Raw genomic sequence first — 13,248 nt, 5'->3', positions numbered from 1 at the left:
TGCACAGCAGAAAGGGCCGCCCCTGCCGGGACGGCCCTTCGTGCGAATGAGATCTCGGTACGCCGCTGAGCGGCTACTCGATCTAGACACGCACCCGCATCAACGCGCTGCGCGCATTGATCCGGGCCGTGGCTAGTTGCTGCCGCGTGCGATCGCGAGGATGCGCAGGATCTCGACGTAGAGCCAGACGACGGTCACCATGATGCCGAAGGCGCCGAGCCAGCCGTACTGTCGCGGCGCGCCGTTGCGGACGCCCTGCTGGATCTGGTCGAAGTCGAGCACCAGCGAGTAGGCGGCCATGATCACGACGAAAACACCGATGAGCACGCCCCACGGGATGCCGAAAGGGCCTTCCGCGCTAAGGATGCCGAAAGCGCCACCGGCGACCGGCACGTTGAAGAGCATCAGGCCGATGTTGATGAGGGAGAACACCAGGTAGCCGACCATCGCGACCAGGAACACCTTGGTGGCCCTCTTGGATGCCCGGATCTTTCCACTGGCGAACAGTGCGAGCGTGACACCGACGACTGCCAGGGTCGCCAGTGTGGCCTGCACGACAATGCCGGGCCAGATGAACTCGAAGTACGCGGAGATGCCACCGACGAACAGTCCCTCGAACGCGGCATACGCGAAGATGAGTGCTGGACGCACCTTCTTGCGCGAGGTGAAGATGACGACCATCGACAGGACGAAACCGCCGAGCAGGCCGACGATCCACGGCATCAGCGTCGGGTTGGGGTTCTCGACCGTGACTGGTGCCATCGTCCAGACCCAGCCGACCGCCGCCATGACGACGAGCACGGCAAACAGACCCACGGTCTTGAGGACCGAGTCTTCAACCGTCATCCGGTCGGTCTCGATGGCACCGGCCGCCGGGGCGGCATACATGCCCTCCAGGTGGGCGTTGGTCGCGGCATCCACCCCCGCGTGCTGCGCGGCGGCGTACTGCGTCTGCCCACCGAGGTTCGCGGCCTGCGGGCCGCCCGGGTAGGTCTGGACTGCCTTCGGGTCCTGGAACGCCGGGTTGTTGAACGCGGGGTTGTTGAGGGCCATGGCCTGCTCACACTCCAATGTCAAGGTTGACAGCTATGTGCTGTGAATCCACGATACCCGAACGATCCTTTGCCTCGGCTGGGATCTCGCCCTGGACCGGCGATTACGCTGAAGGCGTGCCCCGTCGGAATCCGCTGGTGATCGGACATCGGGGCGCGCCCGGCTATCGGCCCGAGCACAGCCGCAGCTCGTACGACCTCGCGCTGCAGATGGGCGTCGATGCCGTCGAGCCCGACATCGTCGTGTCGAAGGACGGCGTTCTCGTCGTGCGGCACGAGAACGAGATCTCCACGACGACCGACGTGGCCGACCGCCCCGAGTTCGCCGAACGGCGGACGACGAAGACGGTGGATGGCGCGCCCATGACCGGCTGGTTCACCGAGGACTTCACGTGGGACGAACTCGCGACGCTCCGCTGCCGCGAACGCCTGCCCGCAATCCGGCCCGCCAGCGCGAGCTTCGATGACCAGCAGCCGGTGCTGCGGCTCGCCCAGGTGCTCGATCTCGTGCGCGACGCCTCGCTCGCCCAGGGGCGCGAAATCGGCGTGGTGCTCGAGATCAAGCACGCGACGTACTTCGCCGGCCTCGGCCTGGACGTCGCGGCGTTGGTCGATGCGGAGCTGCGCCGTGCCGGATGGGCGGACGGGGAGCTGCCGCTCGTGGTCGAAGCCTTCGAGTCGACCGTGCTGACGAGCATCCGCGCGCGAGGCATCCGCGGCACGTACGTCTACCTCATCGAGGCCGCCGGTCGCCCGTTCGACCAGGTGGCGGCGTTGGGCAGGGCGGCGCTGACATATCGCAAGACCGTGGAACCCGCCGGCCTCGACACCCTCGTCGGCGTGGTCGACGGGATCAGCGTCGACAAGCGACTGCTGCTCGCGCCCGACAAGCTGGGGCGGATGACGGGACCGAGCGGAATCGTCGACGATGCGCACGCCCGGGGTCTCCGCGTCTTCACCTGGACATGCCGCCCGGAGAATACGTTCCTCGTGGGTGAGTTCCGGCATGGCCGCGCTCCTGGTGAGTTCGGCGACTACGAGGCGGAGTGGGAGGTCATCCGCGCCACCGGGCTCGACGGTGTCTTCGTCGACCACGCTGATCTCGGGGTGGCGTTCTTCCGGCGCTGAGTCACCGAGGGAGGCGAGGTGCCCCCTCGGCGCTCGCTCGTCGCGAAGTGCGGGTCGCCGCACACGTGACGCGCACATCGCGCCGAGTGAACACTCCCCGCGCGGCGTCTGCCGAAGGGCACCCGCATCGCCTGAGGGCAAGTGCTACGCGACGTCGAAGTGCACGACTGTCGTCTCGCGCCCGACGAGGTACCGGTCATCCTCCGGATAGAAGACGGCGACCTCGATGTCGTCGCCGGCGAACGCGTGGATGTCGTCGCGTGAGCGCCACAACGAGATCGTGCGCACCTCGCATCGGCCGTCTGGGAGGTCGCGGAACACCGTGAACGCGCCGAGATTGCCCGGCGTCGTCCGGTAGCTCGCGAGTCCGGTCTCCTCGACGTAGTCGGCGTAGGCGGCGCGGTCGGACGGGCGGATCCACCCGGTCCACATGCGCAGAACGGTTCCGGCGGCGGGGGCATCGGTCATGGAGAGACGGTATACCCCGCACCGACCGGCCCGCTCGAAGCCCCGCGGCGGCACCAGTCGCGACGCCGGGCACCTCTCAGCCGCCGGCGTGCGGCCCGAGGTGCACATGCACCGCGGAGATCACGACCGACCCCTCGCCCACGGCGGAGGCGACGCGCTTCACCGAACCGCGGCGCACATCCCCGACCGCGAAGAATCCGGGCACCGACGACTCGAACTGGCTCGGCCCGTCGTCGCCGCCGAGCCAGGCGCTGCGGCCGCCCTCCGCGAGCACATCGGGGCCTGTGATGACCGACCCCCACTGATCGCGGAGCACCTCGGGCGCGAGCCACTCGGTGTGCGGGCGGGCGCCGATCGTGATGAAGACGGCGTCCGCGCGCACCTCGGTGCGCTCGCCGGTCTCGGTTCGCTCGAGCACGACATGGTCGAGCCGGTCGGCATCACGGGCGCCCGCGTCGACGACGCGGGCGCCCGTGATCAGGCCCACGCCCGCGGCATCCAGCTGGTCGATCAGGTAGCGCGACATGCTCGCGGCCAACGACGGGCCACGCACCACGAGCGACACCGAACGCGCGTACCGGGCGAGGTGCAGCGCTGCCTGGCCCGCCGAGTTTCCGCCGCCGACGACCAGCACATCCCGGCCGGCCTGCGCGCGGGCCTCCACCGAGGAGGCGCCGTAGAACACGGATGCCCCGACAAAGGGCCGGAGGCCCTTCGCGGCGAGCCGGCGGTAGCTGACCCCCGACGCGAGCACCACCGCGCGGGCGCGGACGACCTCGCCGCCGGCCACGTCGAGTTCGAAGCCGGCATCCGTCACGCGCATCCCGGAGACGCGGCGGGTGTGCGCGAAGCGCGCGCCGAAGACCCACGCCTGCTGGTATGCGCGCTGGGCGAGCTCGGCCCCGGACACCCCGCGGGAGAAGCCGAGGTAGTTGCGGATGAGCGAACTCGATCCGGCCTGGCCGCCGATCGACTCGCCCTCGAGCACCAGTGTCTCGAGCCCCTCGGACGCGGCGTAGACCGCCGCGGCGAGCCCGGCCGGACCGGCGCCGACGACCGCGAGGTCGAGCGTGCCGGAGGGCAGCGACGTGTCCAGGCCGTAGGCCCGCGCGAGCGCGGAGTCGTCGGGGTCGACGAGCACGCCGCCGTCGGCCGTGCGCACGAGCGGAACCCCCTGGTAGTCGACGCCCGACTCGGCGAGCAGGTCGGTCGCGTCGGGGGAGCTCGGGTCGAGGTGATCGGTCGGCACGCCCCCGCGCGCGAGCAGGGTCTGCAGTTCGTGGGTGCGCGGCTGCGCGTCGTCGCCGATCACGGTGAACCCGCGGTGGCGCTTGCCCACCGACGCCTCCCATTCGCGCAGGAAGTCGGTCACCGCCCGATGGAACGACTCGTCGGGCGAATGCACGGGCCGCACGACGTAGTAGTCGATCTGCACATGCGACATGAGCTCGAGCACGGCATCCGCAGTGGAGCGATTCGCCCATGAGCCCCACTCGATGACGAGGCCGCGACGCACATCGGGGAAGCGTCCGCGCGCCGCCGCGAACACGCTCCCCTCTCCGTCGACCGCCGTGGCATCGTCGGAGAGGATGAGGGCGAGGTCTCCGCCGGATGCGTGGAGCCCGTCGATCGCCGCGACCGCGAGCGCCGGACCCTCGGCGATGAGGATCCGGTAATCCTGCGCGTATCGCCGCGAGAGCGGCTCGGCGAGGGCGGCGCGCACCTGTTCATCGGCAGAGACGACAAGAATCGCGGGATGCCGGTCGGCCTGCGGGCGGGCAGCCATCGCACTCGCCTCCTTCGCGCGCCGTGACGACCCCCGCCGCCACGCGGCGAGTGTATCGCCACCGCTCCGGGCCGACCAGTAGGCCGACGCGTCCGCCCGGAACGTTGAACGCGACCCCCGCGGTCCGGGGAGGGGTGAACCGCGGGGTGAACTTTGGCTGCCCGCGGCCCGCGGTTTGCTAGAAAGGAAAGTCGGCCGCGTACACGGGGTTTCGCGCGGGGGCGCAAGTGGGCCGGCACCTCTCTCCGGAAACCCACCGCGGCGTCGCGCAGGCCGGCCACTGCGTCGGCGTGCACCGAGAACCGAACCAACACTCGAGGAATCACATGCTCCGCAGCACGGCGTCCCGCCGCGACCGATCGTCCGTTCCGCATCGCCGGGGAATGCTCGCCGTGGCGGGGGCAGTTGTGGTGGGCCTCGTCTCCAGCCTCCTCGTGGTGACCCCCGCGGTCGCGGCCGATGCCGCCCTCACGGTGGCGAAGGTCGTCGACGGGGTGGAACAGGCGACCTACGAGCCGGGCGACGAGTTCACGTACACGATCACGGTCGGATGCGACGACACGGACTGCGTCGACGCGGAACTGACCGATGAGGTCCCCGCCGCGTTCGAGGGCTTCGAGATCCTGGGCACCTCCGTGCGACCCGCGGCGCAGCCGGCGACCCTCGAGCTCGTGGGGTGTGACACCGAGGTGACGACCGACTGCAGCCTGCACGCGGCCTTCGGGCAGGCGCTCGACGCCGGCGGCATCGGCATCCGCGCCGGCGATACCTATCAGATCACGCTGACGCTCAAGGTCCCGCTTGATCTCAACGCGATGTGGCCGTCGAATGGACTGCCGATCCTGAACACGGCCACCGCCACGGCCACGACCGCCGACCCCGCGTCCGACACCGCCGAGGTGACGGTCACGGTCGAGCAGACGGTCGACGTGGCCGTCGGCAAGACCTGGCAGCCGGGATCGCAGCAGTTCGAGCCGGGCGTCGCCTCGACCATCGGCCTCTCGGTGCAGAACACATCGAATGTGGATGCCGCAGCGCTCGCGCTGCAGGACCCGGCGAACGCTCCCGACGCGGCGGCGGCGCTCGCGGCGGACAATCCCTTCCGACTGGTCGACTTCACCGGCTTCGGCGCGGTCACCGCACCCCAGGGCGCGGACCTCGTCGCCGTCGACGCCTATGTGTACAGCGCGGGCTCGTGGACGTGGGTGACGGGCGTTCCCACGGCGGTGGCCGATATCGCCCTGCCCGCCGGAGTGTCGGCCGCTGATGTCGGCGGCCTCCGGATCACCTACTCGAGCTCCACCGGGGCGACCATCGCCGCGGGCGGCGCAGCCGGCGGGGTGGATCTCCTGGTGGAACAGCGCGCCGAGGACCGCGTGAGCGGAACGTCGCTCGTGCTGGGAGCCACGGTCACCAACCAGGCGTCGGCGACCGTCACGGTGCCCGCTTCCGCGCCGGTGACGCGCACCGCATCCGCGCCGTACGCGATTCAGGGCCTCACGGTCGCGGTCGAGGCGACGAAGTCCATCGCGCCCGCTCGCATTCCCGCCGGCACGACGGCGGTCGCGACCATCGGTGCACGCAACGCCTCGAATGGCCCGCTCGCGACGCTGACCCTCACCGACGCCGACTACTTCACCGAGGACGTGCTGTTCGACGGTTTCACGGCTCCCATCGCGTACCCGGCCGGCGCGGCCTCTGCCTCCGTCGTGTGGACCTTCAGCGACGGCAGCACGGCCGAGGTGCCCTTCGCCAATGGCGACACGCCCGCGGTTCCCACGCCGCCGGCCGGTGAGCACCTCACCGGATTCGAGCTGCGCATCGCCGGCGCGGTGGCGCAGGGTGCCGTCATCAACGCGTCGTACCGCATCGCCACGAGTGCCGACCTGGTCGCATCGCAGGCCGAGAGCCCCCTGCAGTTGCCGAACACCGTGTCGGTGACCGGAACCAACCCGGCGGGGTCCGCAACCGACGACGCCGTCGCGCCCCTCGCGGTCTTCTACCCCGAAATCCAGCTGTCGATCGACAAGCGCATCTCGCCCGCGCAGCCGGTGACCGCCGGAGGCACGGCGGTCGTGCAGCTGCCGACCACGACCGCGACGGACTCCGCGTATGTCTCACCGGACCACATCGTCATCGAGGACGTGTGGCGCGAGAGTGACCCCACGGACTTCTGGAACGCATTCACGCCCATCGCGATCGCCCCGACGCAGGTGCTCAGCGGCTCGACGCTCACCATCGAGGCCCTGACGCCGAGCGGATGGCAGACCGTCACGGTGTTCGCCCCCGCCGGTTCGACGGAGGTCTTCTCCGGCGACCTGGCGACTCTCGCACCGGCGCTCGACCTCGACACGGTGACCGGCCTGCGCTTCACCTTCGACCGCCCGAGCGGCTTCCCCGGCGGCACCACGGTCAGCCCCAACACGGTGTTCGAGGCGCGCGCCACGCTGCGCGACGGCGGCGACCCCACGGCGATCCCCGGCGACGGAGCGGAGACGTACGAGAACGAGGCGGTCGCGAACGCGACCGCCGTGGTCGCCGGTGGCACGGTCATCGAGAGCGATGAGGTGGCGGATGTCGCGGACGCCCGCATCATCGCCTACACCGGCGATGGCACGCTCATGGCCGACAAGCTGTGGACCCCCTCGACTCTCAGCTCGCAGTCGGGAGCTCTCGCGAGCACCCGATTGGGCTGGGGCGTCACCGCCTCGGGCTACGAGTCGGTCACGATCGCAGACCCCAGCGGTGGTGAATCCACCCCGCAGTCGACCGTCTTCCAGGCCTTCGACCTCGTGGAGCTGCGACCGTCGTCCGACGCCCGCTGGGCGTGGGACTCGGTCTCGACCGTCGAGCTCTACTCGAGCGGTTCGTGGCAGACCGTCGCGGCGCCCGGCGGCACGTGGATGAACGCCTCCGGATTCAAGGGGTACACCCTCACCGCCGCACAGTCCGCGGCCGTCACGGGCATGCGCCTCACCGTCGTGCCGAACGACGCCGCGCGCGCCGCCAGCAGCGACCCGCTGCGCCCGCAGCCGGGCTCCGGTGTGTCGACGAGCGCCGACGGCCAGTACCGGTACCTCGACCTCGGCTGGAGGCTCCGCAACGTGGTGCGCGTGCCCGACGCGAACGGACCGTGGGTGACCGCGACGCACGGCTACAACGACGCGGGCGCCGACGACACCGTGTGGAACACCGTCGGCGTGAGCGGCGTCCAGAACGGTACACCGATCGGTCCGCTCACCGACCAGGATGACGTGACGCTGATCGACCAGCCCCCGGCCGTGGTCGTCACCAAGAGCGCCGACCGTTCCGTCGTGCCGATTCCCGCGCCCGGAGAGGTTCCCCCGGGCGGCTACCCGCAGGTGGTCTACACCGTCGCGGCGCGCAACGACTCGACGTCGCGCGCGTCGTACCTGCGCGTGACCGACCCGATGCCATGCACCGACTCCACCGTCGGAGAGTGCGTGTCCGCCCCGACCGCGTGGGCCGCCGATCCGTTCGCTGATGCCGACTACGAGGCGGCGACGAACCCCTTCGAGCGTCTCGATCTCACGAAGATCGCGTTCACCGTCCCGGCCGGCGCCGGAGTCGACACCGCCGCGTCCCAGGTGACGCTGTGGAAGCGCGCAGCGGACGGATCGCTGTCGAGCGAGACGCTGTCGGTGGCCGCCGCAGCACTCCTCACGGCCGGGCAGCTGGTGGATGTGGTCGGCGTGAGCGTGCTCTACCAGGGGACCGACCCGGCATCCACGGGAGGCACGATCGCGACCGGCGTGCCACTCACCATGACGCTCACCACCATCGTGCGCATCACCCTCCGCAGCTCCCTCGAGCCCGCGACCGATCCCGTCGTCGTCGCGAACGACGCGTTCGCACAGACCTACGACCCGGTGCTCTACGCGGCCGCGACGCCGAACGACACCGCGGAGGACGACATCCAGCTCGTCACCGGCCGACTCGACGTGACCGCTTCGAAGACGATCGCGCCCGGAGTGCTCATCGAACGCGACCGTGGCAGCGACGTCACGGTGCAGCTGGAGGCCACCGACGGAGACGCGACCGTCGCCACCCAGCAGGTCACCATCGAGGATGCCACCCCTGAGTTCTGGAACAGGTTCCGCCTCGTGTCGCTCGACGACGTGCAGCTGCCCGCCGGAGCCGATCGCGTGCAGGTCGACGCTCGAGTCGGCGACGACTGGGTGGAGGGCGTCCCCTCGGCGACCGCGGTGCTGCCCGGCGTCCCGGTCGCCGACGTCACCGGCATCCGATTCGTGTTCACGCGTGCCGACGGCGGCGTGTTCTCGAACACCGCTCCTCCGGCGGACTGGGTTGCGACGGCGGAGATGACCGTGCGGCTGCTCGACACCGTGCGCGGCACCGACGATCCGATCCCGTTCCCGAGCACCGTGGACAACACCGTCAGCACGGAGTCGGCGCGCGTCGACTCCGGCGTGTACGCGGCCGCCGCCTCGGATGCGGCCGATCAGATCGCCCTGCAGACCGGCACGTTCGCGCTCGATGTCGCGAAGACACCGGAGGGCAACCTGCACACCGTCGAGGCGGCCGAAACGGTTCCGTGGACTCTCACGTTCGCGAACTCCGGCACGGGCTACCTGACGGTCGACGGGCTGGTCGACACGCTTCCCGGCTCGCTGGAGCCGGACTTCTCCACCGCGCCCACGTTCGAGACGACGCCCGGCGGGCTGTTGTCGACCGACGTGACGTTCACCTACGACCCCGCCACCCGGGCTCTCCGCTTCGACTGGCCGGACGACGCGCGGCGGATGGCACCGGCGGAGCGCTTCACGATCACGCTCGGTATCGTGCTCCAGCCCGGCCTCAGCCAGGGTCAGCGCGCGACGAACCAGTTCGTCGTGACCACCGCGGAGCCGCTGTCGGCGTGCACCAACACGTCCGGCAACGGCCAGGGCGTGCTCCCCGGACTGCCGGCGACGGAGTGCGGGACGACGAACTACGTCGAGCCCATCCCCGGGGCATCCCTCGCGACGTTCAAGGGCGTCAAGGGTGAGATCGACGGCGACCTCGTCGACGGTGCTGTCAACACCGTCACCCCCGGCGGCCCATGTGTCGCCGATGCGGAGGGCTACTACCGCTCGCCGTGTGCGGCGAACACCGTGATCGGGGCCACCGACGAGTGGAAGCTCGACGCCGTCAACAGCGGCACGGTCGGCTACCGGTCGCTCACGATCGTCGAGCCGCTGCCGACGCCGGGTGACCGTCAGCTCGCCACCGGCTCGGCGCGTGGATCGACCTATCGCCCGATCTTCGACGGGGCCGCCGGCCTCGACGTGTCCGCCGTCGCCGGCGCGACCGTCCAGTGGCAGGTGACCACCGCGGCTGACGTCTGCGTAGGCACGGGCAGTGGATCGAACTGGCCCGCTGACCCGACGTGCGCGAGCGCAGGCTGGACCGGCAGCGACGCCTTCACAGGGGACTGGGCCGACGTGACGGGACTTCGGGTGCTCGTGGACTTCACCACGACGGCGTCGGGGTTCCTCGCGCCGGGGGGCGCGGTGACCGTGCGCTTCCAGACCGTCAACGCTCCCGCGACGGCGGATGACCCGGACCTCGGCCCGATCGATGTCCCCGTCGTGGACGCCTTCGCCTGGAACCAGTTCGGCGCGGAGGCCGTGCTCACCACCGGTGCCAACCTGCGCCGCGCTCCGGTCAAGGCGGGCGTGACCCTGGTCGGCGGCCCGATCGAGGTGCGCAAGCTGATCGAGGGCCCGGCCGCCGCATTCGCGGCATCCGCATTCCGTGCCGATGTGGCGTGCGCTGCGGCGGGTGCGACGCTCGAGCTCGGGAGCGCCGCGACGGTGACCCTGGATGCGGCGAACGCGTTCGTCGCGCGGATCGAGGGCATCCCCCTCGGCGCGGAGTGCACCGTCGCCGAGCAGGGGGAGGTGGGCGAGTTCGGCGAGACGGGCCGCATCGGTCCGGACGGGCCGCTGCAGGTGCTCGACGCCGCAACCGACGGCGCGATTCCGGCCGGACAGGTCGCCACGATCACCAACGTCTACGACTTCGGTGGCCTCGCCCTCCGCAAGACCGCCGACCGCACGACGGCGGCGCTCGGAGACACCGTCGAATACACCATCACCGTGAGCAATACCGGTGCGATCGACGCGGAGAATCTCACCGTGACCGACGATCTGCCGACCGGCGCGGTCTTCGTGACCGCGGCGCCGACGGCCCGCGTCGTCGGCGGGGACGTCGAGTGGGACATTGCGGAGCTCGCGGCGGGGGAGAGCGCGAGCGTCACGGTGCAGGTCAGGTACGAGAGTGCCGGCGTCACCGTCAACCGCGCCACCGTCACCAGCCCGCCGGGGCCGTGGCGCGCCGTCGAGTACGACGACCCGTGCCCCGACGGCGAGGACGCGAGCTGCGCGCCTATCCTGGTCACCGCGCCGCTTGCGACGACCGGTGGATTGGGCTGGGGCGTCCCGCTCACGGCGGCACTTGCGCTGTTGGCGGCGGGCCTACTGCTCGCGATTCGCAACTCTCGCTCGACGCGGCTCCCGTGGTCGCGGAGCCGAGGAGGAAGTGCCTAGCCGGCACATCCGCGCTGGGGATGAGGGCCGGTCGTCGCACTGATCGACCGGGACGGGTCGGGCGGGTCCGCAATGGCGGACCCGCCCGATCCCGCGGACGAGTCGTCACGCGCGCCACGGAGTTCTTCGGGGATGTGCTCTCCCGCATCCAGGACCCACAAGGAAACCTGTGGTGGATCTACCGGCACAACCCCGTGCCCGCGGACGCGGGTGCGGAGGAGTGGACCGCGGGTGATGCCGGAAACGGCGCCGAGAGCTGGGAGTCCTTCGCGAATCCCGAGCTCGAGTACATCCACTCGACCCTCGTGGAGGCAATGGCGACGCTGCGCGATCCGCGCGGCTGAAACGGGTTGGAACGTCAGAGGGCCGGTCGCCGCATCCGGTTCGAAAGGCTGGAACCCGCCAGCACGCCGAGTGCGATCGCCACCATGGTCGACAGCGTGGCGACGAGGGATGCCGATGCCGCCGCATCGCCTCCGAGCACATCGGCCACACCGACCAGCCCGAGAGCTCCGGGCACGAGCAGCCAGAACGCGGGTGTGAAGCTGACGAGCGCCGCGGGCCCGGACGGCTGCCGCGCGACGAGCGCGGTCACCGGGGTCACGCACAGTGCGCCGATGAAAGCCGAGAGCACACCGCCCACCAGGAGATCGCCGAGCACCTGCGCCGCGTAGGCGATGTAGAGGACGAGCAGGATCCACGGGAGCGAGCGTCGGGGCGCGCACCGATGCACGCAGATGCCGACGCCGAAGACGGCGACCGCGATCCACGGCGCGATCGGTCCCAGCAGGCCGGGGTGCTCGCTGAAATCGAAATCGGGCACGCCGACCAGAGCGCCGGCGGTCACGATTCCCGCCCCGAGGAGCACGAGCTGCATCGCCCCCGCGGCGGCCCGTCCCGCGCCGGAGATCATGTGCCCTGTCGACAGCTCGAGCACCGCAGTGGTGAGAAGAGCGCCCGGCAGCAGCACGACGAGCGGAGCGAGCAACGCGGCCAGAATGCCGGATCCCCAGCCCGCCCGCAGCAGCAGGAAGACGACAAGCGCCACGAAGAACGCGATCGCGACGGTGATCAGCGCCCCGTAGCGTCGGGGCACGCGCTCGCTCACCATGAGCGCTGCGCCCGTGAGAAGCCCGAGCGCGGCGGCGAGCGAGACCCCGATCCATGACGCACCGAGCAGAACCGACAGAGCAGCGCTCAGGAGCGCGTAGCCGATCACCCGCACCACCCGTCCGTGTAGAGGCGGCATTTCACGGATGCGACGAATCCGCTCGATCGTCGACCGAGGGTCCAAGACGCCGGTGCGGGCGGCGTCCACCGTGCGCTGCACTTCATCGATCTGCGAGAGCAGGAGCTGTCCGTCACCGCTGGCCACGGCGCCCGTGCGATGCTCCCCGTGGCCTCGCGCCGAGACGAGGAGCGCATTCGGGAACGCCACCACCTCGCTCTCGGGAAGGCCGTTGACATGGGCGATGTCGGCGAGCACCTGCTGCACCGTCTCCACCGAGTACCCCGCCTGGATCATCGCGCTGCCGACCGTCTCTGCGGCCGCAAGGGCCGCAGGGGCATCGGGTGCCTCTGTCGGCGTGACGGACATCGACCCTGTGATCCTCGCGCTACGAGCGCTGATCTCGATGTCGCGTTCCGCCCGTGGCCGCACCACCAGCAGCACGACGACCCCTGCAAGGAGCACCGCAATCGCGATGAGCGTCGAGATCATGGGGTCCAAGTCTGCCGGAACGACTGCGGGCTACCTGTTCTGTTCGAAGGATGCCGCGAGAGCATCGATCGTGGCGGCGCGTTCCTTCATCGCAATCCTGCGGAGCAGGGGAGTGGCCAGCCGGTACACCCCGTACGCGTGCATTCTGGCGTGGTGACGTACGAGTGTCATATCGCCATCGCCTGTCTCGAGCGAGTACGCGGGCCACCCCTCGAGCTTGAGCTTGCCTGACTTGGACTTGTCCCACCAGTGGTACACAAGCGTGTGAGGGGGCTGGAACTCCGCGATCTCGCCGGGAGTGGGGCCGACAGATGTCTCATCGAGATAGGTCGTCCCGAGGGCCGGCTCCCCCGGCGAGGTCTGCCGAGTGTGCCGAAGGAGGCTGCCCTTCTCCGGCATCCAATCGTTGTGTCCATTGATGTCAGCCAGACGGCCGAAGACGTCCTGAATGGGCGCATCAACGGTGCGCATCAACTCGAACTCGATGACACCCATGGCGCCCATGACACCAGGATACGGCTG

At 70.3% G+C, this 13,248-nt stretch carries 8 protein-coding genes; 3 read left to right on the top strand and 5 right to left on the bottom strand.

Going from position 1 to position 13,248, the window contains the following annotated elements:
• Nucleotides 1-132: 132 nt before the first annotated feature.
• Nucleotides 133-1,053 carry a Bax inhibitor-1/YccA family protein gene (locus tag VNT50_RS09665; RefSeq protein WP_325484904.1) on the bottom strand — a complete coding sequence of 307 codons (921 nt, stop codon included), beginning with the start codon at nucleotides 1,051-1,053 and terminating at the stop codon, nucleotides 133-135.
• 116 nt (nucleotides 1,054-1,169) lie between these two features.
• Between VNT50_RS09665 and VNT50_RS09660 the strand changes: the two genes are divergently transcribed.
• Nucleotides 1,170-2,180 carry a glycerophosphodiester phosphodiesterase family protein gene (locus VNT50_RS09660; RefSeq protein WP_325484901.1) on the top strand — a complete coding sequence of 337 codons (1,011 nt, stop codon included), beginning with the start codon at nucleotides 1,170-1,172 and terminating at the stop codon, nucleotides 2,178-2,180.
• A gap of 144 nt (nucleotides 2,181-2,324) precedes the next feature.
• Here the strand turns inward: VNT50_RS09660 and VNT50_RS09655 are convergent, their stop codons facing one another.
• Together VNT50_RS09655 and VNT50_RS09650 are read right to left on the bottom strand one after the other, a co-directional pair.
• A complete protein-coding gene (locus tag VNT50_RS09655) occupies nucleotides 2,325-2,648 on the bottom strand; it encodes a hypothetical protein (protein ID WP_325484900.1) in 324 nt (107 codons plus the stop codon).
• A gap of 76 nt (nucleotides 2,649-2,724) precedes the next feature.
• Complete coding sequence (locus VNT50_RS09650) at nucleotides 2,725-4,434, bottom strand: NAD(P)/FAD-dependent oxidoreductase (protein WP_325484899.1); 1,710 nt, start codon at nucleotides 4,432-4,434, stop codon at nucleotides 2,725-2,727.
• A gap of 326 nt (nucleotides 4,435-4,760) precedes the next feature.
• On the opposite strand from VNT50_RS09650, the gene VNT50_RS09645 reads away from it, so the two are divergent.
• Nucleotides 4,761-11,006 (top strand): DUF5979 domain-containing protein, encoded by a 6,246-nt coding sequence (locus tag VNT50_RS09645; RefSeq protein ID WP_325484898.1) that lies wholly within the window; start codon nucleotides 4,761-4,763, stop codon nucleotides 11,004-11,006.
• 20 nt (nucleotides 11,007-11,026) lie between these two features.
• Entirely contained in the window at nucleotides 11,027-11,350 is a 324-nt protein-coding gene (locus VNT50_RS09640) for a hypothetical protein (RefSeq protein ID WP_325484897.1), read from the top strand.
• 14 nt (nucleotides 11,351-11,364) lie between these two features.
• Here VNT50_RS09640 and VNT50_RS09635 read toward each other — a convergent pair whose 3' ends face one another.
• Together VNT50_RS09635 and VNT50_RS09630 are read right to left on the bottom strand one after the other, a co-directional pair.
• Nucleotides 11,365-12,726, bottom strand: coding sequence for a threonine/serine exporter family protein (locus VNT50_RS09635; RefSeq protein ID WP_325484896.1), 1,362 nt, complete (start codon nucleotides 12,724-12,726; stop codon nucleotides 11,365-11,367).
• Between the two features lie 30 nt (nucleotides 12,727-12,756).
• The gene (locus tag VNT50_RS09630; protein WP_325484895.1) at nucleotides 12,757-13,230 is read right to left on the bottom strand and encodes an SRPBCC family protein; all 474 of its coding nucleotides are present in this window, start codon (nucleotides 13,228-13,230) and stop codon (nucleotides 12,757-12,759) included.
• Nucleotides 13,231-13,248: the final 18 nt, after the last annotated feature.

This window comes from Microbacterium sp., from assembly GCF_035554235.1.
Lineage (GTDB): Bacteria > Actinomycetota > Actinomycetes > Actinomycetales > Microbacteriaceae > Microbacterium.
The sequence above is the reverse complement of the archived record's forward strand: the minus strand, read 5'-3'. Positions and strand labels throughout refer to the sequence as shown.